The following is a 23,731-nucleotide window of genomic DNA, read 5'->3' on the forward strand; positions in this document are numbered from 1 at the left end:
GCCACAACTTTCGTGTTTGCCAAGATGATCTGTGTGGAATACTATCTGCGTGACAGCATAGTTTCTGGGCATGGAGGCAATCATGGAAATCGGCGCCTACAGTTTTGGCGACACCCCGCTGGAGGCGGACGGTTCGCCGCGCCCCACTGCGGAGGGCATCCGCAACTTGTTTGACGCCATCGTCCATGCCGACCGGGTGGGGCTGGACTATTTTGGCGTGGGGGAGCACCACACGGTGTCCATGCCCGCATCCTCCCCGGGCGCCCTGGTGGCGGCGGCCGCCGCGGCCACCAAAAACATCACGCTGGGCAGCGCCGCAAGCATTATCAGCACTGATGACCCTGTGCGGGTCTTTCAGCAATTTTCCACGGCTGACGCCGTATCAGGCGGAGGGCGCATCGAAATCACTGCAGGTCGCGGTTCCTCGGTGGAAACCTTCCCCCTTTTCGGATACGACCTGGCAGATTATGACCAGCTGTACTCCGAAAAGCTGGCACTGCTGATGGCCATCAACAGTGCTGAAACGGAAAACATTTCGTGGAGCGGCAGCGTGCGCCCCGCCATTGACAACCTGGCCGTAGTCCCCCGCCCCCTACTGGGAAAGCTGCCGCTGTGGATTGCCACGGGAGGCAGTCCGGCGTCGTCCGCAAGGGCAGGGAGCCTGGGACTGCCGGTTTCCTACGGCATCATCGGCGGGGCACCGCACCGCTTTGCCCCGCTGGCCCGGCTTTACCGGGAGTCGGCCGCCCAGGCAGGGCATGCGGGGGACGGCATCAAGGTTTCGGTGGCGGCGCTGGGACTGGTTGCCCCCACCAAGAAGGAGGCCTTGGAGCGCTTCTACCCGGGTTGGCACAACCTCAACGTGGAGATGGGGCGCCTGCGAGGATGGCCCGCCCCGGACAGGAACGCCTACCTGGCCCAGGCCGAGGCCCCCGGCGCCTACTATGTGGGCGACCCTGATGAGGTGGCAGAGCGGATAGTCCACCTGCACGGGTACATGGGGCACATGCGGCACTTCCTGCAAGGGGACATCGGTGGGTTGCCGCACCAGCACCTCCTGGAATCAATCACGCTGCTGGCCACCGAGGTCAAGCCGCGCGTGGAGCGCCTGCTCTCGAAAAAGTAGGGTGGCGCCCGGACGTTTCAGGCTGCCCCGGACACTGCCCTTGACACTGCCCGCGGCGGTGGACAGCATTGCCTCAACAGCAATTCCACGCAGCGGGAGATGGCCATGGACCCTGACGGTGGCAACAAACTTGCCCCAGCGCTGACACACGCCCAGCTGGACGCCTTGCGGCCCCATGTGGTGGAGCTTCAGGATGGCGCCCTGGCAACCACGGCCCTGCTGAATACGACGGCGGCGGATGTTGACGCGATTTTCACCACGCACCTCCCGGCCTTTATCCAGGCACGGGGCGGCGGGCCCGTGCCTGTCATGTTTTGGGCGCACGGCGGTCTGGTGGGTGAGGGCCATGCGCTGGAGACTGCCCGCCAGCTGCTTCCCTGGTGGCTGGCCAACGGCATTTATCCTGTGTACTTTATCTGGCACACGGGCTTGTGGGCCACCCTCGGAGACCTGGTGGCCAGCCACGTCACTGGTACATCCGCGGCGCAAGCGCGCCCGGCCGGGGCCTGGACGGATTCAACGGACACGGTAATCGAGGACGCCGTGAGGGCCCTCGGCGGGCCCGCCGTGTGGGAAGCCATGAAGGAAAATGCGCGGCTGGCGTCGATCGCGGGCGGGGGAGCGGCCCTGGTGGCGCAGCGCCTGCAGGCGTTTCTTGCCGCCAAGCCGGGCGCCCTGACGCTGCACGCTGCCGGCCACAGCGCGGGGGCCCAGTTCCATTCACGCTTCATCCCCGCGGTGGTGCGTCCGGGACCGGGCTTTGACAGCTGCTCCCTGCTGGCCCCCGCCCTCACCACCGGGGAATACAAGGCAACGCTGCGGCCGCTGGTGGGGGCAGGCATCGCCTCCACCGCGGTGTTTGGCATGAAGGAAGCTGTGGCTCGCGCCGACAATTGCTTTGGACTGTACCGAAAATCACTGCTGTACCTGGTCGGCGGAGCCCTGGAACCCCATCCGGGCACTCCCATCCTGGGCCTGCAGCAGTCGTTGCTGGCAGACACGGAATTGCGTTTGCTGTTTTCGGGCTCGCACCGGGCCGCGGCGGTCTGGTCGATTGCTGACACCGGCCCCCTCCGCTCACGCAGCAGCGCCACCAGCCATGCGGCATTCCAACACGACGCCCCGACAATGGACAGCGTGGTGCGCCGCATTACCGGGCGCGACAACATCATTTCCTTCGGCGCCGCGAGCCATCCAGGTGTTCTCTCGGCGGCGGCGCGGATGGCGCGCTAACTCCGGTCCTTGAAGTTCCAGGCGGTGTCAGCCGGCGCGTTCGGGCCACAGCCCGGGCAGCATGGGCGTGTCGCCAAACAGTTCGGAGGCGTCATCCGGGACGGCAGGCAGGACAAAATTCTCCACGGGCGGCTCGCCCATCTCGATGAGCAGCTCGTCGATGGAGGTCTGCCCCTCGATCTCCCCGGGAATCTCAAAGTCCATGGCTAAATCGTACGGTTGCCTGGCGCTGCCGGGGATGGGACACGCCCACACCGGGCGGCGGGCCGCCACGTTTTGTCTGGGCGTATACTCAACTTCGTGGCTATCACAGTGACTGTGCCCTTGGGGCGTTTGGAGGTTGTCGGCGAATCACTCGCCGACGCCAGATAGCGCCGTTTTCCCCGGTGAATTACCCCGGCGCCGTTTGGCGCCCCTTTCCACCCAAGTCTGTCCCTGAACGGTTCAAAGCGGCACAGCCGCACGGCAGGGACCACGAGAAACGGCAACCACACCATGCTTTCACTTGACGAAAAAACCATCCGCTCCTCCTTCATCAACGCCTCCCAACGGGAGCGCAGCAACATGAACTTGCCCGAGAATTTTGACACCCTCGACTGGGACGGCCTGGACTTCCTGGGCTGGCGCGACAAAAAGTACCCCGAGCTTGGCTACGCCGTGGCCTGGACGGGAGGGCGCCCCGTGGGGGTCCTCCTGCGCCAGGTGGAGGGCAAAACACGCAGCCGTCCCCAATGCGCCTGGTGCGAGGACGTGTACCTGCCCAACGACGTGGTCTTTTTCAATACCAAGCGGGCCGGGGCTCCGGGGAGACAGGGGAACACTGTGGCCACCCTGGTGTGTGCCAACTTTGAATGTTCCGCCAATGTCCGCAGGCTGCCGCCCGTGGCGTATCTCGGCTTTGACGTGGAGGCCGCACGTGTGGAAAGGATTGCCGCCTTGCAGGGAAACGTTGAATCCTTCCTGCGCAAGGTGGGCGGGGACACCCCATGAGTGCCTTTGCCACACCATCCCTCAAGCGGACCATGTCCTTCCGGGACCTTGTCATGAACGGGCTGGTGTTCATCGGCCCGGCCGCCGCCGTGGCCGTTTTTGGTCCGCTCGATGCCAAGAGCCACGGGGCCACTGCCATGGTGTACATCGCGGCAACCGTCGTCATGGGCTTCACGGCCTTGTCCTATGCCAAGATGTCCGTGGCCGTGCCCAAGGCAGGATCAGTGTTTTCATACGCCACGGCCGGCATTGGGCCGGGCACCGGTTTCATGGCCGGCTGGATGGTGTTGCTGGACTACATGCTGATCCCCAGCGTGGCGTACTTGTTCACGGGGCTGGCCATGCATTCGTTTGTGCCGGCCGTCCCCACCTGGGCCTGGACGGGCGCGGCCGTGGTGGTCACGACCATCCTGAACCTGACGGGCGTGAAAAACATAGCCCGCGCGGCCCTGGTGGTGGCCCTGGCGGAGGTCCTGGTGCTTGCTGCCGTGCTGGTGGGCGGGGTGGCGGTGCTGGCCACCGCCGGCGCCACCCGGCCCCTGCTTTCACCCCTGCTGGGGGTGGGCGGCTTTTCGCTGGCGGCGGTCCTTGCTGCCGTCTCCATCGCCGTGCTGTCGTACCTGGGCTTTGACGCGATTGCCACGTTTGCGGAAGAAAACGCCGGTGACGCCAGGCTGATAGGCCGGGCCACCCTGGTGTGCCTGGTAATTGCCGGCCTGCTGTTTGTGGCCCAAAGCTATCTGGTGGCGTTGATTTCACCCACGTCCCCGGCCGAACTCGCAGCCCACCCGGAGCTGCAGGGCACCATTTATTACGACATCGTGCGGGAAGCCGTTGCCCCCTGGCTCGCCACCGCCCTGGGGGTGGCCAAGGCCCTGGGCGCCGCCTTCTCCGGAATGGTTGCGCTGGCAGCGGGCGGCCGCGTTGCGCTGACCATGGCTCGGGAAGGGAAGCTGCCCCGGGCCTTGTCCGGCGTGTCTGCGCGCACAGGCATTCCCACCGTCTCCACGGTGACAGTCACTGCCGTCACCCTGGTGGTGGCAGTGTGGGCCGCCTCCGCTCCGGACGGCCTTGACCTGCTGGTGTCCGTGGTCAATGTCGGCGCCCTGTGCGCGTTTGTGCTCCTGCATGCCTCCGTGGTGGGGTACTTCGTGGTGCGCGGCGGCAGCCGGCGCTGGGTGAGCCATGTGGTGTTCCCGGCGCTGGGCGTGGCCACGTTGGTCCCCGTCCTGGTGCTGGTCAACCACCGGGCCCAGCTGGTGGGCGCCGTCTGGCTGGCTGCCGGCCTGGTGACGGTCGCCGTGCAGCGGAGGCGTGGTGCTGCGATGCCGCGGAGCTAAGCTCCGCTGCTCAGGCGGCCGGCCTCAGGGGCCTTCCGGTGCTTCCTTCGCGGCCTGCTCAAGCTGTTGGCGGTACTGCTTCCACCACCTTTCGTCCTGGTGGGGCAGGTTTTCGTTGCCGCGGCGCAACCCCGCCATTCCGTCAATGAGTTCGCGCACTATGTCGGCGTGCCCGGCATGGCGGTGTGTCTCGGCGATCATGTGGACCAGGATTTGCTGCAGCGTCACCTCCTGCCGGCCCTCCGCCCACCAGGGCACCCGCCCGGGTGCGTCGAGGGGCAGGGCGGCGATGGTGCCGTCGGCATGCGCGCAGGCCGCGCGGTAGAGTCCGGTGATGTAGTCACGTGATTCGCCGGCCGTCGCCCACATGTCCACGTTGGGGCCGTCGTCGTCCGACCAGGGAAGCACGATGTCGGCGGCCCTGCCAAACACCGTCCCAAAATAATCCAGCTCGCAGCCTGCAAGATGCTTGACGAGACCTAGCAGGTTGGTGCCGGTGGGCGTCCTTGGGCGCCGGATGTCAAAGTTTGACAGCCCCTCAAGCTTCCACAGCACGGCTTCCCGGGCGGCGTCGAGGTAGCGCTGGAGCACATCTTTCGGATCAGTTTCAACCATGTGGGGAAGACTACCGCCCGCGACGGCACATTCCCACAGGCAATGTGTCCCGCCATGCCGGCGGCAGCACCGGTCATCGGGCCGCCGTACCACGCGGTGCGAATCAACCCTTGAAATCGACGTCCATGGCCGGCGTGACGGCTGCCGTGCGGCCGGGCGCGTCCTGGTACTGCCAATACAGGTTTGTGTGCGCAATGACTGACTCCACCGGCGGGGCTCCCCAGGCGGTCTTGTCCCCGGCCGTGTGGGCATCACCCACGAGCGTCACGTCATAGCCGCGCGTGAACGCGCCGTGGATGGTGGAACGGATACAAGCGTCCGTTTCGGCGCCGGCCACCACCAGCCGGCCCACGCCGGCGCGGGCCAGCACGTCCTCCAGGTTCGTCCCTTCGAACGAGTCCCCATAGGACTTGTGGACCAGCGCCTCCGATTCCCGGCGGACCAGCTCCGGCACGTACTTCCAAGCTTCGCTGCCCTCTTGCAGTTCCTCATCCGAGTGCTGGACCCAGACCACTGGAACGCCCTCGCCACGGGCCTTCTCAACCAGCGCATGGATGTTGGCGACGACGGCGTCTCGCCCAAGGGCCCCGTCCACCACGCCGTTTTGGACGTCGATGACAATCAATGCCGTGTTGGGCCGGTCCGCAAGTGTGGTCATGGTGCTTCTCCCTGGTCGGTGGAGCTGGATTGCTTTCAGATTTCCAGACTAACCGGGACCACTGACAGGCACCATGGCCGCAAGCTTGCAGTGACTTCGCAGCCTCCAGCTGCCGGCGTCGGGCGGGACCGGGCAGCCGAAAATTTTTTGGGCCGTTGTCGATTTCCCCTCGCGCCATTCGACCAATGGGTGAGAAGGTCGAGAGGCGGCCTTCCACAACCAAGGAGTGCATCATGGCAAAGTACATGCTGATCTGGCGCCCGAGCGATGCGTCAATGGCAAAGTTCCAGGACATCGACTTCACCGACATCATGAACGCGATGGGCAAGTTCACGGACGAAATGATCAGGGCCGGGGTCCTGCTTGCCGCCGAGGGCCTTGCCGATCCGGCAGAGGGAGTGGTGGTCGACTTCACGGGGGAGGTTCCCGTCGTCACCGACGGGCCCTACGGGGAAACGAAGGAACTGTTCAACGGCTACTACATCATTGACGTTGCCTCAATCCAGGAAGCCGTGGAATGGGCCAAGCGGGCACCCTACATGCAGGGGAGCAAGGCCGAAATCCGCCGGGTGCCCACCATCGACGAGTTCCCGCAGGACAACGAGTGGATCCAGAAGGAACGCGCCTGGCGCGAACAGACAGGGCAGCTCTGATCCGCCATGGAAATGCAGGGCGGGAACGGCTGTGAATGAGGCCCGGGGCGCCGTCGAGGCGGTGTGGCGTATGGAGTCTGCCCGCATCGTCGGCGCCCTGGCCCGCTACACGGGTGATTTCCCGCTGGCGGAGGACCTGGCCCAGGAGGCGCTGGCCGAGGCCCTGGTTTCCTGGTCAGTGGACGGGGTGCCCGCCCAGCCCGCGGGGTGGCTGCTGACGGTGGGCCGCCGTCGGGCGATAGACACCTTCCGGCGCCGGGCCGCGCGGGACGAACGCTACGCGCTGCTGGCCCGCGGGCTCGACGGCGAAACGCCGGGACCGGACGCCTTGTTTGACCCTGAAGCGGTCGACGACGACATCCTCGCGCTGATGTTTGTCTCCTGCCACCCCGTCCTGGCCAGGGAGGCGGGGATTGCCCTGACGCTTCGCGTGGTGGGCGGCCTCAGCACAGCCGAGATCGCCAAGGCGTTCCTGGTCCCGCAACCCACCATCCAGGCCCGCATCACGAGGGCGAAGAAGGCGCTGGCCGCGGCAAACGTCCCTTTCGCCGTGCCCCCGCCGGAGGAACGTGCCGCGCGGCTGGGCTCCGTGCTCCAAGTGGTCTACCTGATTTTTACTGAAGGGTCCTACGCGTCCGGCGGCCCGGAGTGGATCCGCACCAGCCTGGCCTCGGAGGCCCGCCGGCTGGCCCGCGTGCTGGTCCGGCTGGTCCCGCAACCTGAAGTGTTCGGGCTGCTGGCGCTGATGGAACTGACCGCGGCCAGGTTTCCGGCCCGGCTGGATGCCGCAGGCCGGCCGGTGCTGCTGGAGGACCAGGACCGGCGGCTGTGGGACCAGTCGGCCATCCGCCGCGGCCGGGCCGCGCTTGCCCAGGACGTGGCCGCCGGCCGAGGCCTGGGCGTTTACGGGCTGCAGGCCTCCATTGCCGAATGCCATGCCGTGGCCCGGTCGGTGAAAAAGACTGACTGGCCGCGGATTGTTGCACTGTACGGGGCCTTGGGGAAGCTGGCCCCGTCACCCGTCATTGAACTCAACCGTGCCGTGGCGGTGGCGATGGCTTCCGGCGCGGAAGCCGGGCTTGGCGTGCTTGACGCGATCGACGCCCGCGGCTGGCTGGCGGAAACGCACCTGTTGCCGTCCATCCGCGGTGAACTGCTCCTGCGCCTTGGGCGCATTGGGGAAGCCCGGGCCGAGCTTTCGAGGGCCATCGGCCTGTGCGGCAATGATGCCGAACGTGCCGTGCTCCAGGACAAGCTCGACGGCGTGGGCCGAGTTTAGCGGGCAGGCCACGCATGGGCTTGCTGGCCGATCAGCGTCTTGAGATTGCCGTTGATGTACCCGCCCCAGGCGGATTCGCACCTGTCGTAGCACTCGAAGTCCGGGACCAGGCCCTCGTGCGTGAATGTCACCAGCGTGCGGCCGTCCTGCTCGGCAACGTCGAACGTCACGGTGGTCCCGGTCCATTCCTCCTTATTTTCGGCGAAGGTCAGCTGGCTGTCGAGAACCAGCCAGGCCACGCGGCTTGAAGGGCTGAACTCGGTGATGCGGAACTTGGAGTAGTGGATATCCGGGACCCGGTAGGTGAATTCGTCGCCAAGCTTGTCGGTGCCTCCCTCGATGTCCCCCGTCCACCAGCCACGGACGTTGTTGATGGCCGAGAAGGCCTGTTGCGGGGTCTGGTCAACCACAAAGCTGATGCGCATGGACTTGTCCATGGTGGTGCTTCCGATCTTTCCTGGGCCGCTCGCGGTTGCGAAGCAAGCCGCTGTTTAAGACGATGAGAATTACTTGAGTGACACTTCCGCCATGCTGTCGTCCTGGGTCCGGACCTGGGGATCCTAGGATGGATAGGCCCACCTTTCCCCTTACCGTGCAGTGTGCCTTCCGGCAGGATTAAAGCGATGGGCAGCACAGGAAGGGACCGCACCGTGACCGAATTTCAGGCAACGCCACTCGAGGCAGGACCGACCATCCACCTGCTCTGGGGGCTGCGCGTCGGGGACACCATCGAGTCCTGGCGCGGGGGCCGGCTTGAGGCGGCTGGAATTGTGAGCCGAACCCTGCCGTCCGTGGCGATGGCGTGGATCGTGTGCGCCAGGACGGGAACCCTTAAGCTGGTCGACCAGCAGGCCACCGACCTAGTTGTGGTGGCCGCGGCCGGCTGCGGCATCCTGGAAGGGGCGGCACCCGGGGGGTGCCGCCATCGCCAGTCCTTGCGGGCGGAACGGCCCGGCCAGGTCACGACGTGGAGCGGACAGTCCAGAAGTCGCTGGCCAGTGACGTGCTGAGCAGGTAGGCGTAAGGCATGGTGGCGTAGCCGGCCTTGCCCCAGCCGGTGCCCCACGAGTTGCGGATGGTAAAGCGCTGGCTGGAATCGTCGTATCCCACGGCCACCACGCAGTGCCCGCCCAGAACCGCTTCGCCGGCGGCCGGCATGGGGACCACGCCGGTCTTGGCAACGTCGGGGCTTTCAAAGCTTTCGTAAACGGTGAAGCCAAATACGATGGGGTACCCCGCGGCCAGGCAGCCCTTCATTTGGCTGAGCGTTTGGCCGACCCGTGAATACACAATGGCCCTGTGCTTCTTGGCAGCCGTGTAGCAGGCCGCCTTGGGCTTGGTGGCAAACTTGGCAATGTCGTACGGCCAGAGCGTTTCATCGCAGGCGCCTGCGGCGGCCACCGTCTTGATGCCGTCGCGGATCTGGGCGCCGGAATCGGACTTGACGGTGCCTTCAATGACGCGCTCGTTGTAGTAGATGAACAGGCGCGACGGCGTGGACGAGTCCGCCAGGCCCTCCTTCAGGGCGTCAAACTGGAGCACCCCGGCCACGCCGTTGCCGGTGCAGGAGCCCAGCTGCCCCTGGTCGTAGACAGGCGGGCAGTTCGCTGTCAGGTCGACGGCGGGCGGCAGGCTGGCCTGCACGGCCGCCGGTGCCGCAAAGTGGTAGTCGCGCTGGTCGGGAAGGTCGGGGACCCATCCGTACCGGGAGTTGGTTCTGGCCATGATGCCGTGCCTCCTTGCCCATGCCGTGGTCCGGGCGGGCCTTGCAGCGGCATGGTTAGTCACGAGATTCCTCCCGGGCAAGGGCCTTGTCAAGGGGACATTGTCAAGGGGGCCGGCGCGGACTTGGCGGCGGCAGCCGGGCCCGGGGCCGGGCATGGCGCGCGGCCCCGGGCGGGACCGGGCTAGCGGATGCCTTCCTTGGCAAAGGCAAGCACGGCGGGCGCGTTGTTCTTGTCAATGATGGACGGCCCGGTCAGCACGGGAAGCCCGCCGCCCACCTTGAATCCGCCACGCTTGTACTGCCAGAGCGCGTCGATGGAGTCATAGCCCTGCAGCCACGGCTGCTGGTCCACCGTGAACTGCACTTTGCCGTCAATGATTGACTGCGCGAGGGTTGCGTTCAGGTCGAAGGAGGCCACCTTGACCTTGTCCTGCAGGTTCAGGCTGGTGACGTCCTTGACAATGGTGAGCGTGATGGGCGCCCCCAGGCCGATAATGGCATCCGCGCTGGAATCGGCCTGCAGCTTCGCCGTCACGGTGGAGTCGACCTGGCTCATGTCCGTGCCCTGCACGTAGAGGATTTCGGTGCCGGGAACCTTGGTCTTGACACCGGCACACCGGGCCTCCAGCCCGACATTGCCCTGCGCCTGGATCACGCAGATGGGGCGCTTGACACCCTCCGCCGCCAGCCGGGCACCCACTGCGGCGCCGGCAACGTTCTCATCCGAGCCAAAGTGGGTGAAGGCCCCCAGGCTCTTGAAAACGTCTTCGCCGGAGTTCAGGCTGACCACGGGAATGCCCGCGTCCTCGGCCTTCTTCAACACGCCCTTCAATGCATCCGGCGTGGCAAGGGTGACGGCAATGCCGTCCACTTTCTGGTCGATGGCCTGCTGCACCAGCTGAGACTGTTTTCCGGCGTCGGTGTCCGAGGTGTAAAGCAGGGTGACGTTGTCCTTGTCGGCGGCCTCCTGGGCCCCCTTGCGGACAATGTCCCAAAACGTGTCACCGGCCGGGGCGTGGGTGATCAGGGCAATCTTCAGCCGCGGCGTGGTGGCCACCTGTCCGCCGCCCCCGGCCGCGGACGAGGTGGCTGGGCGGCCGCCCGTGCTGGAACAGGCGCTCAGCGCCAGCATTGGCACCACCGCGGCCGCCATTGCCGCCATGCGCCATGAAAACTTCCTCACAATTGATCTCCTTTGATGTGTGACTGCCCTGGGACGCTGTTTTCGCTGGGAACTCGCAGCGTCCAGGCAGGGACTGTTGAGGCCGTGGGGTGGGCCGGCGCCGCACATCAGTTATTCAAGACAAGTTGTCAAGACAAAGTGCTGGCGTGAGAAAAACTGTACGTGCCCCCACGGGCATCCACAAGGCTTTTTGGGAAATTATTTGCAACGCTCCAAATTCGACCCGTGGCCCGGGGCTCAGCACATGCCAAGAACGACGGCGGCGCCCGGCTCAGGGGCTCACGGCCGCCGTGGTGCCCCGGGGGGCCAGCTCGGGCTGGATCAGCGTGCGCAGCAGCGGGCGCGAGGATTCCTCCATGCGGGCCAAAAGTGCCCGTGCCGCGCCGATGCCCACGTCACCGCTCTTGGCGTCAATGGAACTCAGGTCAAGGTAGCGGGACATGGCCAGCGGTGAGTTGTCGTAGCCGAGGACGGAAACGTCCCGGGGCGCCTGCAGCCCCCGCTCCCGCAGTGCGGCCAGCGCCCCCACCGCCATGATGTCGTTGGCGGCGAAGATTGCCGTGGTGTCCGGGAAGTGCTCCATGAGTGCGCGGGCGGCCTGGTAGCCGTCCTCCTCGCTGGTGCCGTGCCCCTCGCCCCACAGGCGCACCGGCAGGCCGGCCTCGGCGCACCGCAGGAGGAAGCCGGCCCGGCGGTGCGCCGCAGCGCCGCCCGATCCGGTCAGGTGGGCGATGCGGGTGTGGCCCAGGTCCAGCAGGTGTCCTGCTGCCAGCCGCCCGCCGGCGGTGTCGTCGTTGGCAACAAGGTCGGCCCCGTCGGGGATGCGGTCCCGCCACCCGGCAACAACCGTGGGCGCCCACGTGGCCGGCAGCATGGAATCGCGGGGGTCCATGGCCACCACGATTCCGTCAACCCGCAGGGAGAGCAGCTGGTCGATGGGCCCGTTTCCGGGCGTTTCGTCGCCCGGCGAATCCACCACCGTGACGTGGTAGCCGTGCTGCTCCAGCTCGGCCTGCAGGCCGTGGAGCAGCTCGACAAACCACAGGTTGCGGTAGTCGTCGATGATCAGGCCGATTGTCTTGCTGGCGCCCCCTGCCAGGGTGGCAGCCGCCCGGCTGGGTCGGTAGCCCAGCTCCTTGATGGCAGCATCCACCGCAGCGCGCTTGGGCTCCCGGACCAGCGGGGAGCCCTGCAGCACCAGGGACACCAGGGACGTGGACACGCCCGCGTGCCGGGCAACGTCGGAGATGGTGGGGCGCCGCGCCTTGGAAGCTTTGGGGGCCATTGCGGAAATCCTTTCGTCACTGACATCTGAGACTACCGCCACCGCGGCCTATTGACAGGACATATGGATGAAACTAATCTGGCTGAACCAACACGATTTGTAGCGCTCCAAACACTAGTCAACCAAACAATAGTCAACACAGCCGAGCAACGGCTGGAATCCACAAGGAGAATCCCAATGCCCCAAACTTTAGGCGTGGCCGTCATCGGTGCCGGCATGGCCGGAAAGGCGCACGCTGCGGCGTACCGCGCCGCCTCCACCCTGTACAGCCCGGTACTCCCGCCCGTGCGGCTGGTGTCCATTGGCGATGTCAATGCTGAATTTGGCAGCCTCGCCGCCCGGCGCTTCGGCTATGAACGGTCCGACACCTCCTGGCAGGCCATCGCCGCGGCGGACGACATCGATGTGGTCAGCGTGGTCATCGCCAACTCCCTCCACCGGGAAGTGGTCGAGGGGCTCCTCGCCGCGGGCAAGCACGTGCTCTGCGAGAAGCCGCTCAGCGACACGCTGGCCGATGCCCGGGCCATGGCGGACGCCGCCCGCAACGCCAGTTCGGTTGCCCGGATCGGCTACACCTTTCGCCGCACCCCCGGCATTGCCTACATCCGCGACCTCATCCAGTCCGGGGTCCTTGGCAAGGTGCTGCATTTCAGCGGCCGCTACTGGACGGACTACGGCTCCAGCCCGCAGGCGCCGATGAGCTGGCGCTACAAGGGAACGGCCGGCTCGGGCGCCCTGGCCGATGTCGGCAGCCACCTGGCCTACGTTGCCGAATTCCTGTGCGGCGACGTCCGCTCCGTCAACGGCGGCCAGCTCAGCACGGTCATCGACGAACGCCCCCTGCCGCTGGGCGCCATCATGGGTCACGACCATGCGGCCGTCAGCGACATCTTCGAAGCGGTCGAGAATGACGACTACGCCGCCTTTTCCGCCACGTTTGACCAGGGCGTGGGCAGCTTTGAGGTGTCCCGCGTTGCCGCCGGCCATGCCAACAGCCTGATCTTCGAGGTTTTCTGTGAGAACGGGGCCGCCACCTTTGACCAGCGCCGCCCTTCCGAAATCAGCTTGTTCCTCAACGAGGGCGCCTCATCGCAGCGCGGCTACCGCCAGGTGATCCTGGGCCCCGAACACCCGTACATCGGCGGCGGCCTCGCCATGGACGCCCCCAGCGTCGGGTTCGGCCAGAATGACGCCTTCGGCTACCAGGCCAGGGCCTTCCTGGAAGAAGTGGCCGGCTTTGACGGTCCGGATGCCCTGCCGCGCAATGCCACCTTCGACGACGGCGTCCACAACATGGAACTCCTCGACGCCGTGGCCCGGTCCGCCCAGGCCGGCGGCAGCGCCGTCGTCGTCGGTGCAGGAAAGCTGGCCGCAGCATGAAACTGGGCGTCTACAACGCGGTCCTGCATGACCGCACCCTCCCCGAGGCCCTCACGGTGGTCCGGGACCTGGGCCTCACGGGCATTGAGCTCAACTCCGGCGGCTTCCTGCCCGCCGTCCACATTCCAAGCTTTGACGCAATCCTGGAAAGCGACGCCGCGCGCGACGACTTCCTGGCCCTCTTTGAGGGGACGGGCGTGTCCATTGCCGGGCTGAACTGCAACGGCAACCCGCTGCACCCCAACCGCGCCATCGGGGAAAAGCATGCCGAAGACATCCGCCGCTCCATCCGCCTGGCCAACCGCCTGGGCCAGCACCGCGTGGTGACCATGTCCGGGCTGCCCGGGGGCGAGCCCGGGACCACCCGTCCCAACTGGATCGTCAACGCCTGGAACTCGGCGGCCCTGGATGTGCTGGACTACCAGTGGGGGATTGCGGTGGACTTTTGGCGGGAGACAGACCGGCTGGCCCGCGAGCTGGACGTCAAGGTGGCCCTTGAACTGCACCCGCAAAACCTGGTCTTCAACCCGGCCGACATCCTTAAGCTGGTGGAACTGAGCGGTGCCACGCATGTGGGCGTCGAGTTGGATGCCTCGCACCTGTTCTGGCAGCAGATGGACCCGGTTGCCGTGGTCCGCGCCCTGGGGCCCCTGGTGTTCCACGCCGCGGCAAAGGACGTCCGCATCAACCCCGCCGCCGCCATCTACGGCGTCCTTGACAACCGCTTCCGGCGGCTGGGGGCGGACGAAGTCCGGACGAACCTGGGCGGGGACGAATGGGCCAACGAGTGGCCCAAGGATGCTGCCTGGGACTTTGTTGCCCTCGGGAAAGGCCATGACACGGCGTTCTGGACGGAGTTCCTGCGGGCACTGCATGAGGTGGACCCGGACATGTTGGTCAACATCGAACACGAGGATGTTGAGCTGGGCCGCATCGAGGGGCTCCAGGTGGCGGCGAAGGTCCTGCTGGATGCCGATGCCGCCCTGGCTGAATCGTTTGCCCCAGGTCTCGCCGCGGGTGCGAAAGCGCACTAACGTAAGTCTCGACAGGACAAGCGCTCCGGGCACAGTCCCGGAAATCGGCAGGGAGATGCGGCATGGACGACTACCAGGTGCACCACAAGATCGAGGAACTGGTCAAGGCTGAACAGGAGCTGAGGGAGTCCTCTCCGGACCAGGCGGACTTGGCGGGGCGGGCGGCGAAGCTGCAGTCCATTGAGGTCCAGCTGGACCAGTGCTGGGACCTGCTCCGCCAGCGGCAGGCCCGGGTCCATGCCGGTGAGAGCCCCGACGGCGCCCAGCTGCGTTCGGCCGACGAGGTTGAGGGGTACAGGCAATAGCCTCCCTCGACTTCCAGGCCCGCGGCCCGTCCACTTTGATGTGGACGGCCGTGAAGCAAAGCCGGTACAGCCCGCGCAGCCCGCGGGGCCCGCGGGGGAGTTAAACCTCAGTGCCGCAGCGGCCCAAGTGCGGGTCACTGCGGCACTGGCGGTTACGTACCTGGCAGGCGTGCTACCCGACCAGCCGTGCTACCCGGCCTGGCCGCCCGCCATGGCGGGATCGCTGAAACTGGGCTTGCCGTCCTCAACGTGGCCGGCGAAGCGGCGGAAATACGCGGGCGCGTCCTCATCCGTGATGGATACGTCGAACCAGCCGTGGCTGGCACCGAAGTCAATGTCCTTCACCACAGTCTTGCGCGGGGGGACAACCACCTTGCGCGCCTTGTCGGTGCTGTAGGAATTGCTGATGTGCAGCTTGCGCGGGCGGCTGCCCGCATTCACCAGCACCAGCCGGGTGCCGCCGTCGTCCATCCCGGCCTGCACCTCAGGCTCGCCGGCCAGGGAACCCTTGAACTCGGCGAGGTAGCCGTTGGCACCCCACACGCCCAGCTGGTAGTCCGGACCGCCGGCCCAGGAATCCCTGACGGTGTCGGCCGCGGCCACCTGGTAGCGGCGCGGCGCATCCTGCGGGGCCAGGCCGTTGCGGACGTGGAACGGCGCCCCGGCGGTGCCGTGGTTGGCGAATTCCAGTTGCAGCTCGGTGCCACTGAGGCGCACCAGGTCCGCGCCGAAGCGGTAGGGCAGGGGCCGCGCCGGCCGGGTGCCCGGATCCTGGAGCGGCATGGACTGCGGGTCCTGGACGGAGAACGGCTGGCCCAGGCCCTTGATCGGGGCCGGGGCTGCGATGGCGGTGAAGTTGGCCTGCGTGCGGGAGAAGTCGAAAGCGGAGGTCAGGTCGCCCACCACGGAGCGCCGCCAAGTGCTGATGTTGGGCTCGGCCACAAGGAAGCGCTGTTCTAGGAAGCGGATGACGGAGGTGTGGTCAAACACTTCAGAGCACACCCAGCCGCCCTTGCTCCAGGGCGAAACCACCACCAGCGGCACGCGCGGCCCCAGGCCGATGGGCTGCTTGCCGAGGGGGTCGGCTCCGGGAACCAGCGGGTGTGCCTCGCCCGGGTGCAGGTCAAGGTCGAGGATTTCATCGGCAAGGCTGGCGGCCAGGGAATCCGAAACCAGGCCGTCGGTGCCCGGGCGGTTCTGCACGGGCGGCATGGGTGGGACCACGTGGTCGAAGAAGCCGTCATTCTCGTCATAGTTGAGAATCAGCGCCGTCTTGGCCCAGACCTTCGGATCCGCGGTGAGCGCGTCCAGGACGGTGTCAATGTAGTAGGCGCCGTCCGTGGGGGAGGCCGAGGGGTGCTCGCTGTACTTGTAGGGCGAAACAACCCAGCTGACGGCCGGCAGCGTCCCGTCCAGCACGTTCTGCTTCAGTTCGGCGAGCGTGTGGGTGGAGGCGCCGTTGTCCACCAACGGTCCGCTGGCGCCCTGTGCCTTCTGGAAATTGGCAAAGAATTCCAGGGAGTTGTCGGTGTAATTGTCTGTTGGCTGGCCCGGGACCCCGGTGCCGCCCTGGTACACGCGCCAGCTGACGCCCGCGTTTTGCAGCCGCTCGGCATAGGTGGTCCACGTGTAGCCGTTGGTGACGTTCCGTTCGCCCAGGCCGGGCCCGTTGGGCTTGGCGCCCATCCGGTTTTGCGGGTCAATGGTTCCCGTCCACAGAGCGATCCGGTTCGGCGCGGTGTCCGCGTGGACCGAGGCAAAATAGGCGTCGCAAATGGTGAAGTTGTCCGCCAGCGCACGGTGGAAGCTGTTTTCCTTTTCCGTCAGGTACGCCATGGTCATCACATCCTGCTTTTGGTTGACCCACTGGTCCCAGCGGCCGTCGTTCCAGGCCAGGTGGCCGCTGCTCCAGCCGTGGTCGGTGCCGGCAATGTTTTCGCTGGTCCGCTCGGAGTTCAGCGGGAACGGCAGCACATGGGCGGCGTCGGAGGGCAAGCCGCGGGCGTGGTAGCGGGAGGTCTGCACAGTGGCAGGCGGCTGGTGCCAGACGGTGTCGCCATTGGGCAGGATCCACGGCCGGGGGTCGCCGAAGCCGCGCACACCGCTCATGGTGCCGAAGTAGTGGTCAAAGGAGCGGTTCTCCTGCATGAGGACCACCACATGCTCGATGTCGTTGATGGTGCCGGTGCGCACGTCCGGCTCGGCGGCAACGGCCCGGCTGATCGAGGCGGGCAGGGCCATGGACGCTGCTGCGGCTGCAACGCCCCCAAGGAACTGGCGGCGGTTTGCGGAAATCATCCGTTGGTCTCATTTCTCGTGATTGCTGGTCTGGCAAAGCTATCGTCCCAGCCGGATTAAAACAGCCCATGAAGCCTGGTGGGACATGGGATGAATGCTGTGGGAAAGGCCTGTCGGAACGCTGTGGACATCACCGTCGGGAAGCCCCGTGGAAAGCGCTGTGGACATCACCGCCGGGAAGCCCCGGTGAGGCGGGCTGGGTGGCGGGGCGGCCGCCGTCGTGCTTGAGTCAAGGCCGCTGGCTGGGAATCTCCCCAGAGTTTGGCGATGCGCGGCGGAAGGTGTGGTGAACAGTGGGCGGAAACGGGCCGAAACCCTAACCATCGGGCGTGGGCCTTGGCAGAATCCACACGGGATGAACCCACATCCCTTGAATATTCCCCCATTGCGAAGGACAAAAGCCTTGATGAATTCAGCAAAAAAGAATGCCGCTGCTGCGGCGGCAGTGCTCGGAGCGGTCATTATTGCAGGGGCCACAGTGACGCCGGCGCTGGCCAGCCACGGCGCAGGCGGAACCGGGAGCAGGGGCGGCACATCCAAGCATGTGCTGCTGCTGTCGGTGGACGGCATGCACCAGAAGGACCTGGACTGGTACGTGAAAAACCACCCGGGCTCCGCCATTGCCTCGCTGGTCCACCACGGAACCAGCTACACCAACGCACAGACTCCTGTCCCGTCGGACTCATTTCCCGGCATGGTGGGCCAGCTGACTGGCGGAAACCCGAAAACCACGGGCGTCTACTACGACGACACCTTCAACCGCGCACTCCTGCCGGCCGGCACCACCAATTGCGCCACGGCTGTCCCGGGCGCGGAGGTTGCCTTTACGGAAGCCGCGGACGCGAACCCGCTTGCCTTGGATGCAGGGCAGGGGCTGGGCGGCCTGCCTGCCAGCATCATGGCCATGACCGGCCACCCTGAGACCCTGCTGAACCCGGCTGCCCTGCCGGTGGACCCGGCCACCTGCAAGCCCGTCTACCCCCACGAGTACCTGAAGGTGAACACGGTCTTCGAGGTGGCGAAAGCGGCCGGGCTGACCACGGCGTGGTCGGACAAGCACGCCGCCTACGAAATCCTCAACGGACCCTCCGGCAAGGGCATTGACGACCTCTTCACCCCGGAAATCAACTCCGCCACGCCGGCGCACTTTGCCGGCGCCGACTGGACCACCGACAACGCCGCCACCCAGCAGTACGACGGCTACAAGGTCCAGGCCGTGCTGAACGAGATCCATGGCAAGGACCACTCCGGCACCAAGGTCGCGGCCGTCCCTGCCGTCTTCGGCATGAACTTTCAGTCCGTTTCCACGGCACAGAAGCTGCCGACGTCGGACGGCCTGGCCGGCGGCTACCTCGCCGACGGCGCCACCCCCGGACCGCTCCTGAGCAAGGCGCTGGACTACATCAATGCCTCGGTGGGAAGCATGGAGGCCGCCCTGAAGGCAACGGGCAACAGCAAGGACACCACCGTAATTCTCTCCGCCAAGCACGGGCAGTCGCCCATGAATCCGGCAGCGTTGACCCGGGTGCCTGACAGTGCCATCATCGCCGGCCTGAATGCGGCATGGAAGGCGGCCAGCCCGGCGTCGGCCGCGGACCTGGTGGCCTTCTCCACGGATGACGACATCATGCAGCTGTGGCTTTCGGACCACTCGCAGGCCGCCGCCCAGTTCGCCAAGGACTACCTCCTGCACCACGCGGCGGCAGGCAATGACATTTCCGGTGCGGCGAAAACCGTCCAGTCCTCCGGGCTCGGCACCGTGTACGCAGGCAGCGAGTCCGCGAAGTACTTCGGCACCACCACCGCAGATGCCCGCTACCCTGACGTCCTGGGCATCGCCCAGACCGGCGTGGTCTTCACGGGCGGGCACAGCAAGATTGCCGAGCACGGCGGCGCCAGCGCGGATGACAGGAACGTGCCGCTGGTTGTTTCCGGGGCCGGCCGTGCGCAGGTGCAGCAGGTATCGGCGCAGGTCGAGACCACGCAGATAGCCCCTACCATTCTGGCTGCCTTGGGGCTCGACCCGACGCAGCTGCAGGCAGTGCAGCTTGAGGGCACCCAGGTGCTCCCGCAGCGCTGAACTTTTAGTTTCGGCGGCAGCCGCCCACCTGGAAAACACTGAAGACACGAAAATGGCCGGAGCCTCCCCGGGGCTCCGGCCATTACTTTGGGTCAGTTGCCTGCCCCGCGTGGCTAGTTCTGCGAGTCGGCTGCGTCCTGGCCCTGGCCGCCGTGGCCGTCCTGATCGCCGTGCCCGTGGTGGCCGCCGCCGTCGTGGTTGCCGTCGCGGGAGGAGGTGAACATCAGGCCCTTGGGGTGGATGGCCGCCAGTTCCGGGATGGGGGTCAGTGCACCGGTGGTGAGGTCCAGGGTGTTCAGCGAGTTGGCGCCGGCGTCGGGGGCCACTGTGGAAACGGCCTGGCCCGCCTTGAAGGGTCCGGTCACGGAGTACACAGCGTTGGCGGACGGGTCGGTGATCCACAGCGTTTCATTGGCCCGGGCCGCAAAGGCCGTGTCGTCAAGCGGCTGGGCCACGTTGAGCACCTGAAGGCTCTGGCCGGCCTTGCCGAGGTTGGCGGCGAAGATCAATTGCTGGTCGCCCTGGGCGTCCAGCATGAACGCGTTCTTGAAGCGCGGCGCCGAGCGCGGAACCATGGTGTTGGAGTCGGGGTCGGTCAGGGCCAGGGTGGTGGTCGTTCCGGCATTCGGGCCGTTGGCGATCGTGGCGGTGGCGTTGTCGGCGAACAGGGGCGTCAGCGCCGCCGTCGTGCCCTGCAGGGAAACCGAGTAGGCGGCAGGGCCGGTGGAGTCGCTCGGGGCGGAGGCGCTGACAACGATCTTGCCGTGCCGGAGCGTGATCGCATCCGTGCCGCCGCCATGGGTCAGGCCGGAGTAGCTGTAGCGGGCCAGCGGCACGGCTGCGGTGGGGGAGAGGGTGGCGAAGGAGGAGTTGCCGTCCTCGTTGGCGGTCAGCAGCAGGCGGTGGTGGGAGGGGTCGGCGGTGAGTCCGTCCACCTTGCCGCTCACCTGCCAGGACTTGCCGGGCTTGCCGTCCAGGCCGTACTGCTGGATGGTGCTCTCGGTGGCACCTGACTTGGCGGCCTCGCCCAGGGGGCCCACGCCGTTTTGGAAGGAAACGTACACCGAATTGCCCAGGCGTGTGATGTCGTCAGGGCCGGTCTCCGCGCCGACGGCGGGGAACGACTTCACCGTGTAGCCGGTGGTCTTGGGGGCCTCGGGTTTGTTGGCGGCGGAGGCGGGCAGCGCGGCGGAGGTGGCGGCGGCGGTCAGGCAGACGCCGATCAGGACCAGGGAGGTGCGCTTGAAGCGGGGCATGGCAGGCATGGGTAATATCCTTCGGTTCGGAAATAGCTTGCCTTTGAAAGTTATGACCGCCGTCTGGGAGTCCGTGCTGAACTGGGGAAACTGCACCCAACGCGAAGGTGAACGGGAGAAATTGCCAGGCGGCGCACCCTTCGCCTACGCCGTGAGCCCGGCCCGCGTCCCTGTGGAACGGTCCCAATGGCCCCATGGATGCCGATACGGACTATTGATCCTGATATATCAGCCTCAATTGTCCGTATCGGCATCCCCGGCCCCAAGCTCAGTCCTTTCGCCGCCGTGCCAGCATCTGCGGATCGTCCGGCCGGACCTCTTTGGCGGTGCGGTTCTTGGGCCGGTTCGGCATGACGGGCGCAAAGGCGAACCGCCTCGGCCCGCTCCACATGGAAGGCGGGGCGTCGATGGCGTAGGCCAGGGCGTAGGCCACCTTTTCGTAGTTGGCGCGCCAGCCCCTGAAATGCGGCCAGGCCTGTTCGGGGGTGACCTCAACGGGGAAATCGACGCTGCGCAGCATGTTCACGGCACCCTGGAAGTCTTCGAAGGTGACATTGAGCGGGGCGTCCGGGTCCGGGTCTTCGTCAACCGGGATGCGGATGGCCCGGGCCACCTGGTTCATGCAGGTGAACCCCATGCGGATCACCAGCCGCGCCCGGGTGTTGGGGACGGTGCCCGGGCTCAGGGCCAGCTGCAGCGCGGCGGCGTCCATTACGCTCAGCAGCGAAATGAGCCAGTTTGACTGCGGGGACGGGGAACGGAACCACACCAGCGTGAGGTAGGTGCTGTGCGATTCGGCCACCTCGGCGGCCCAGCGTTCCCACCGCTGATACAGCTCCGCCAGCTCATTGGAGCTGTCCTGCGCGGCGCGGCCAAACCGTGTGCGGACCAGCAGCTCGGGGCCCCAGGACGGCGATCCGGCGCGCGACACCAGCAGGGTCACTTCAGCCTCGCGGCGGTTGAAGGCTGAATAAAGTGTGGGGAGGTAGCTGATCTGCAGGGCGATGACAATCAGGCCGGTAAATGCGGCCGCGTAGACCAGCACCGTGTTGCCGGCATTGGTGGGAGCCGCATAGCCGAGGGTGAACATGGCCGAACCAGCCTCGCTGGCAGCCTTCCACACATCCCCGTCCACAGAGGGAAGCAGCATCAGCGTGAAGGACAGGTCAAAAAGCACCACCCACAGGATCAGGCGCAGGAACAGGGACATCGGGGCCTGCCAGGACATGAACCGGTCCCGCATTTCGTACGTGTCAACTGGCCTCAGGATGGCGAAAAACGCCTTCATGGTGGCTATGCCCGTCACCCGGGACAGCACACTGTGCAGCGGACGGGGCACAATCAACGTTCCGATCACGCTGATCCACGTCAGCAGCAGCCCCACTGCCCCGACGGTAAAACTGGCCCATTGGAGGACCTTCAAGGCAGCTTGTCGCCGTCCGGTGCCCCAGACCCCTGAGGTTCGACGCCGGGCACCTCCGCAGGCTGTCGGCTGCCTGTTGGGTCCGGGGGAGCGGGCATCTCATCCTCCGGCATGGGTGAACCGTACCCGCCCTCGTGAATTTCGTTGTGCCGTGAAGCTTCCTGCTGGCCCATTGCTGGCCTCCTCAGTGTGGCTGCCGTGCGGGTTGCTGGCCGGGGAAGTGGCCCCGGTGTGGCACGGCGATGGTAAAACTTTAGCCATGGCGGCGGCGCGCGGGAACCCCGCCCGGACGGGGCCTGCGCGGGCGAGACCTGGCCGTGACATTTCCATGCTTGTCAGGGAGTATTGGGCCATGACACGCATTGAGAACCTGACGCTTCGCTTCACGATGGAAATCAATGATCCCGGGGTCTTGCTGCAGTTCCACGATGCGAGGTATCCGGGGGAGGGTGCCGAAAATGGAGACGTTCCCCTGAATGAACAGGCAGTGCGCGCCGCAGCGCATGTTCTCGCCGGTGCCTTCACCAAGCTGAAGCTGGAAACGGGCATCCAACTGCGTTCGGTAGACGTCGTCGAATAGCGCCACGGCAGCTCTAATCGGGAAAATACCTTCGACCAGCCTTGGGGCGCCCGCTGCCACCGACTCCTCGTTACCTGCGAACACCCGACCGGAGAGTTCGCGGACCAGCCGGTCGGCAATGCACTGCGCGGAACTTTGGCCCGGTCGGCGCGAGACGGTCGCAAGGTGCCGGGGGCTGCTGGGACAACCGCCGGGCTACCATGCTGCCAGCGGCACCACCTCACCTGTTGCGCGGTCCTGGGCGTCGAGCAGATGTCCGATTCGCTTGACTGGGTGCAGGTGGACGATCCGCTCATTGACGGCCAGCTGGGGGAAGGCGGATAGCAGGAGGGCCTCGAAGGGCTCTATCTCGGCCGGGCTGGAAAACCACATGGTTGCCACCAGGTTGCTGCGGTCCACGACGGAGGCGGCCAGACGGCACTTGGACATGGCGGCAATCAGCTTGCCGGCTTCCTGAATGGACGGGCTGGGCAGCTGAAGGAAGAACGTCACCTGGATAGCCGGTCCCACCAGGGGCGTCGCCAGCTCGCAGCGCAGCTCGATGACGCCTGAGGAGAACAGGCGCTGGATCCTGCGCCGTGCCGTGGGGGCGCTGGTGGCGCACTGGGTCGCCAATTCCGTCCAGCTCAGGCGGGCATCTTCGGTCAGAGCGCCAATAAGTTGGTGGTCCAGTCTGTCCAGGTTTGTGGTGAAGCGGGGCGAGCCGGGCAGGGCCCCGCCACTAAGCTGGCGGACCTGGTTCGGCTCCAGGGCGCGGACTCGCCATCGCGATCCTGTGGTGAAGATGGTGGTGATCGGGTAGGAGACCACGGCGCCGACGCCCTCGATCCTTGCCAGGCCAATGGCCAGGTAGCGGCGAAGCGACTCCAGATCGTGCACCAGGATGTCCAGCAGCAGGTCGTGGCTTCCCATGGTTCGGGCAATCGTGGCGACTTCCCGTTCGCGCGCCAGCCGGGCCGCGACCACCTTCGGATCGCCCACACAGGTGACCAGGGCAAAGGCCGAGGCAATTTCCTGGCTGCGCCGGTGTCCCATCGTCAGGCCAACCCATGCAAGGCCCCGCCCATGCAGCGAATCCCAGCGGCGCGCCACGGTTGCAGCGGACACGCCGAGGGCTGTTCCTACCTGTTGCCAATCGGCGCGCGGGCTGACTTGAAGCGCATTGAGCAAGGCCAGGTCAAGTTCGCTGGCCGTGTTCGATTCCATCGCAGGTGACATTGAATACGTTCAATCTTGTCGATTCTGATTCAGATTCTTAACGCCACTTTACAGTTTTGGTAATCGGGT

Annotated in this window: 23 protein-coding genes; 12 read left to right on the forward strand and 11 right to left on the reverse strand. The window is 66.2% G+C overall.

Features of this window, described 5'->3' with window-relative positions; all coding sequences use genetic code 11:
- The first annotated feature begins 70 nt into the window (after positions 1-70).
- Together LPN03_RS06230 and LPN03_RS06235 are read left to right on the forward strand one after the other, a co-directional pair.
- Positions 71-1,126, forward strand: coding sequence for an LLM class flavin-dependent oxidoreductase (locus LPN03_RS06230; RefSeq protein ID WP_262453551.1), 1,056 nt, complete (start codon positions 71-73; stop codon positions 1,124-1,126).
- 105 nt (positions 1,127-1,231) lie between these two features.
- Positions 1,232-2,359, forward strand: coding sequence for a hypothetical protein (locus LPN03_RS06235; RefSeq protein WP_262453552.1), 1,128 nt, complete (start codon positions 1,232-1,234; stop codon positions 2,357-2,359).
- Positions 2,360-2,386: 27 nt separating this feature from the next.
- On the opposite strand, the gene LPN03_RS06240 is transcribed toward LPN03_RS06235, so the two are convergent.
- Positions 2,387-2,563 carry a hypothetical protein gene (locus tag LPN03_RS06240; RefSeq protein ID WP_262453553.1) on the reverse strand — a complete coding sequence of 59 codons (177 nt, stop codon included), beginning with the start codon at positions 2,561-2,563 and terminating at the stop codon, positions 2,387-2,389.
- Positions 2,564-2,854: 291 nt separating this feature from the next.
- On the opposite strand from LPN03_RS06240, the gene LPN03_RS06245 reads away from it, so the two are divergent.
- Together LPN03_RS06245 and LPN03_RS06250 are read left to right on the forward strand one after the other, a co-directional pair.
- Positions 2,855-3,349 carry an FBP domain-containing protein gene (locus LPN03_RS06245; RefSeq protein ID WP_262453554.1) on the forward strand — a complete coding sequence of 165 codons (495 nt, stop codon included), beginning with the start codon at positions 2,855-2,857 and terminating at the stop codon, positions 3,347-3,349.
- Entirely contained in the window at positions 3,346-4,689 is a 1,344-nt protein-coding gene (locus LPN03_RS06250; RefSeq protein WP_262453555.1) for an APC family permease, read from the forward strand. Before LPN03_RS06245 ends, LPN03_RS06250 begins: the two co-directional genes overlap by 4 nt.
- Before the next feature lie 24 nt (positions 4,690-4,713).
- Here the strand turns inward: LPN03_RS06250 and LPN03_RS06255 are convergent, their stop codons facing one another.
- The gene (locus LPN03_RS06255; RefSeq protein ID WP_262453556.1) at positions 4,714-5,304 is read right to left on the reverse strand and encodes a DinB family protein; all 591 of its coding nucleotides are present in this window, start codon (positions 5,302-5,304) and stop codon (positions 4,714-4,716) included.
- A 103-nt stretch (positions 5,305-5,407) separates the two neighbouring features.
- A complete protein-coding gene (locus tag LPN03_RS06260) occupies positions 5,408-5,962 on the reverse strand; it encodes an isochorismatase family protein (protein WP_262453557.1) in 555 nt (184 codons plus the stop codon).
- 233 nt (positions 5,963-6,195) lie between these two features.
- Between LPN03_RS06260 and LPN03_RS06265 the strand changes: the two genes are divergently transcribed.
- Together LPN03_RS06265 and LPN03_RS06270 are read left to right on the forward strand one after the other, a co-directional pair.
- Positions 6,196-6,615, forward strand: a complete 420-nt coding sequence (locus tag LPN03_RS06265; protein ID WP_165182337.1) for a YciI family protein — start codon at positions 6,196-6,198, stop codon at positions 6,613-6,615.
- Between the two features lie 70 nt (positions 6,616-6,685).
- Positions 6,686-7,894 (forward strand): RNA polymerase sigma factor, encoded by a 1,209-nt coding sequence (locus LPN03_RS06270; protein ID WP_262453585.1) that lies wholly within the window; start codon positions 6,686-6,688, stop codon positions 7,892-7,894.
- Here the strand turns inward: LPN03_RS06270 and LPN03_RS06275 are convergent.
- A complete protein-coding gene (locus LPN03_RS06275; RefSeq protein WP_262453558.1) occupies positions 7,891-8,331 on the reverse strand; it encodes an SRPBCC family protein in 441 nt (146 codons plus the stop codon). The genes LPN03_RS06270 and LPN03_RS06275 overlap by 4 nt on opposite strands.
- A gap of 213 nt (positions 8,332-8,544) precedes the next feature.
- Here LPN03_RS06275 and LPN03_RS06280 point away from each other — a divergent pair, with 213 nt between their 5' ends.
- Positions 8,545-8,904: a hypothetical protein gene (locus LPN03_RS06280; RefSeq protein ID WP_262453559.1), complete on the forward strand. Its 360-nt coding sequence runs from the start codon at positions 8,545-8,547 to the stop codon at positions 8,902-8,904.
- Here the strand turns inward: LPN03_RS06280 and LPN03_RS06285 are convergent.
- From LPN03_RS06285 to LPN03_RS06295, 3 genes are all read right to left on the reverse strand, one after another.
- Positions 8,855-9,619, reverse strand: coding sequence for a C1 family peptidase (locus tag LPN03_RS06285; RefSeq protein ID WP_262453560.1), 765 nt, complete (start codon positions 9,617-9,619; stop codon positions 8,855-8,857). The two genes, LPN03_RS06280 and LPN03_RS06285, sit on opposite strands and share 50 nt — an antisense overlap.
- A 182-nt stretch (positions 9,620-9,801) precedes the next feature.
- Positions 9,802-10,803: a substrate-binding domain-containing protein gene (locus tag LPN03_RS06290; RefSeq protein ID WP_262453561.1), complete on the reverse strand. Its 1,002-nt coding sequence runs from the start codon at positions 10,801-10,803 to the stop codon at positions 9,802-9,804.
- Between the two features lie 271 nt (positions 10,804-11,074).
- Complete coding sequence (locus LPN03_RS06295) at positions 11,075-12,088, reverse strand: LacI family DNA-binding transcriptional regulator (protein WP_262453562.1); 1,014 nt, start codon at positions 12,086-12,088, stop codon at positions 11,075-11,077.
- Positions 12,089-12,265: 177 nt separating this feature from the next.
- On the opposite strand from LPN03_RS06295, the gene LPN03_RS06300 reads away from it, so the two are divergent.
- From LPN03_RS06300 to LPN03_RS06310, 3 genes are all read left to right on the forward strand, one after another.
- A complete protein-coding gene (locus LPN03_RS06300; RefSeq protein ID WP_262453563.1) occupies positions 12,266-13,468 on the forward strand; it encodes a Gfo/Idh/MocA family protein in 1,203 nt (400 codons plus the stop codon).
- Positions 13,465-14,502, forward strand: a complete 1,038-nt coding sequence (locus tag LPN03_RS06305) for a sugar phosphate isomerase/epimerase family protein (RefSeq protein ID WP_262453564.1) — start codon at positions 13,465-13,467, stop codon at positions 14,500-14,502. The genes LPN03_RS06300 and LPN03_RS06305 overlap by 4 nt, the downstream gene beginning before the upstream one ends.
- 62 nt (positions 14,503-14,564) lie before the next feature.
- Entirely contained in the window at positions 14,565-14,807 is a 243-nt protein-coding gene (locus LPN03_RS06310) for a DUF2630 family protein (protein ID WP_262453565.1), read from the forward strand.
- A 189-nt stretch (positions 14,808-14,996) separates the two neighbouring features.
- Here the strand turns inward: LPN03_RS06310 and LPN03_RS06315 are convergent, their stop codons facing one another.
- Entirely contained in the window at positions 14,997-17,105 is a 2,109-nt protein-coding gene (locus tag LPN03_RS06315) for a phosphocholine-specific phospholipase C (protein ID WP_262453566.1), read from the reverse strand.
- Positions 17,106-17,511: 406 nt separating this feature from the next.
- Here LPN03_RS06315 and LPN03_RS06320 point away from each other — a divergent pair, with 406 nt between their 5' ends.
- Complete coding sequence (locus LPN03_RS06320) at positions 17,512-19,185, forward strand: alkaline phosphatase family protein (RefSeq protein WP_262453567.1); 1,674 nt, start codon at positions 17,512-17,514, stop codon at positions 19,183-19,185.
- A 113-nt stretch (positions 19,186-19,298) separates the two neighbouring features.
- On the opposite strand, the gene LPN03_RS06325 is transcribed toward LPN03_RS06320, so the two are convergent.
- Together LPN03_RS06325 and LPN03_RS06330 are read right to left on the reverse strand one after the other, a co-directional pair.
- Positions 19,299-20,450: a hypothetical protein gene (locus tag LPN03_RS06325; protein WP_262453568.1), complete on the reverse strand. Its 1,152-nt coding sequence runs from the start codon at positions 20,448-20,450 to the stop codon at positions 19,299-19,301.
- A 259-nt stretch (positions 20,451-20,709) separates the two neighbouring features.
- Positions 20,710-21,864, reverse strand: coding sequence for a hypothetical protein (locus tag LPN03_RS06330; RefSeq protein WP_262453569.1), 1,155 nt, complete (start codon positions 21,862-21,864; stop codon positions 20,710-20,712).
- 352 nt (positions 21,865-22,216) lie between these two features.
- Between LPN03_RS06330 and LPN03_RS06335 the strand changes: the two genes are divergently transcribed.
- A complete protein-coding gene (locus tag LPN03_RS06335; RefSeq protein WP_262453570.1) occupies positions 22,217-22,444 on the forward strand; it encodes a hypothetical protein in 228 nt (75 codons plus the stop codon).
- Between the two features lie 195 nt (positions 22,445-22,639).
- On the opposite strand, the gene LPN03_RS06340 is transcribed toward LPN03_RS06335, so the two are convergent.
- The gene (locus LPN03_RS06340; protein WP_262453571.1) at positions 22,640-23,650 is read right to left on the reverse strand and encodes an Lrp/AsnC family transcriptional regulator; all 1,011 of its coding nucleotides are present in this window, start codon (positions 23,648-23,650) and stop codon (positions 22,640-22,642) included.
- Between the last annotated feature and the right edge of the window lie 81 nt (positions 23,651-23,731).

Source organism: Arthrobacter sp. A2-55, from assembly GCF_025548615.1.
GTDB lineage: Bacteria > Actinomycetota > Actinomycetes > Actinomycetales > Micrococcaceae > Specibacter > Specibacter silviterrae.

What these genes read in the sequence shown, in the direction of transcription:
- LPN03_RS06230 (WP_262453551.1), top strand. Translation starts at nt 71, where the DNA reads ATGGAGGCAATCATGGAAATCGGCGCCTACAGTTTTGGCGACACCCCG.
- LPN03_RS06235 (WP_262453552.1), top strand. Translation starts at nt 1,232, where the DNA reads ATGGACCCTGACGGTGGCAACAAACTTGCCCCAGCGCTGACACACGCC.
- LPN03_RS06240 (WP_262453553.1), bottom strand. Translation starts at nt 2,563, where the DNA reads ATGGACTTTGAGATTCCCGGGGAGATCGAGGGGCAGACCTCCATCGAC.
- LPN03_RS06245 (WP_262453554.1), top strand. Translation starts at nt 2,855, where the DNA reads ATGCTTTCACTTGACGAAAAAACCATCCGCTCCTCCTTCATCAACGCC.
- LPN03_RS06250 (WP_262453555.1), top strand. Translation starts at nt 3,346, where the DNA reads ATGAGTGCCTTTGCCACACCATCCCTCAAGCGGACCATGTCCTTCCGG.
- LPN03_RS06255 (WP_262453556.1), bottom strand. Translation starts at nt 5,304, where the DNA reads ATGGTTGAAACTGATCCGAAAGATGTGCTCCAGCGCTACCTCGACGCC.
- LPN03_RS06260 (WP_262453557.1), bottom strand. Translation starts at nt 5,962, where the DNA reads ATGACCACACTTGCGGACCGGCCCAACACGGCATTGATTGTCATCGAC.
- LPN03_RS06265 (WP_165182337.1), top strand. Translation starts at nt 6,196, where the DNA reads ATGGCAAAGTACATGCTGATCTGGCGCCCGAGCGATGCGTCAATGGCA.
- LPN03_RS06270 (WP_262453585.1), top strand. Translation starts at nt 6,686, where the DNA reads ATGGAGTCTGCCCGCATCGTCGGCGCCCTGGCCCGCTACACGGGTGAT.
- LPN03_RS06275 (WP_262453558.1), bottom strand. Translation starts at nt 8,331, where the DNA reads ATGGACAAGTCCATGCGCATCAGCTTTGTGGTTGACCAGACCCCGCAA.
- LPN03_RS06285 (WP_262453560.1), bottom strand. Translation starts at nt 9,619, where the DNA reads ATGGCCAGAACCAACTCCCGGTACGGATGGGTCCCCGACCTTCCCGAC.
- LPN03_RS06295 (WP_262453562.1), bottom strand. Translation starts at nt 12,088, where the DNA reads ATGGCCCCCAAAGCTTCCAAGGCGCGGCGCCCCACCATCTCCGACGTT.
- LPN03_RS06300 (WP_262453563.1), top strand. Translation starts at nt 12,266, where the DNA reads ATGCCCCAAACTTTAGGCGTGGCCGTCATCGGTGCCGGCATGGCCGGA.
- LPN03_RS06305 (WP_262453564.1), top strand. Translation starts at nt 13,465, where the DNA reads ATGAAACTGGGCGTCTACAACGCGGTCCTGCATGACCGCACCCTCCCC.
- LPN03_RS06310 (WP_262453565.1), top strand. Translation starts at nt 14,565, where the DNA reads ATGGACGACTACCAGGTGCACCACAAGATCGAGGAACTGGTCAAGGCT.
- LPN03_RS06315 (WP_262453566.1), bottom strand. Translation starts at nt 17,105, where the DNA reads ATGATTTCCGCAAACCGCCGCCAGTTCCTTGGGGGCGTTGCAGCCGCA.
- LPN03_RS06320 (WP_262453567.1), top strand. Translation starts at nt 17,512, where the DNA reads ATGAATTCAGCAAAAAAGAATGCCGCTGCTGCGGCGGCAGTGCTCGGA.
- LPN03_RS06325 (WP_262453568.1), bottom strand. Translation starts at nt 20,450, where the DNA reads ATGCCTGCCATGCCCCGCTTCAAGCGCACCTCCCTGGTCCTGATCGGC.
- LPN03_RS06335 (WP_262453570.1), top strand. Translation starts at nt 22,217, where the DNA reads ATGACACGCATTGAGAACCTGACGCTTCGCTTCACGATGGAAATCAAT.
- LPN03_RS06340 (WP_262453571.1), bottom strand. Translation starts at nt 23,650, where the DNA reads ATGGAATCGAACACGGCCAGCGAACTTGACCTGGCCTTGCTCAATGCG.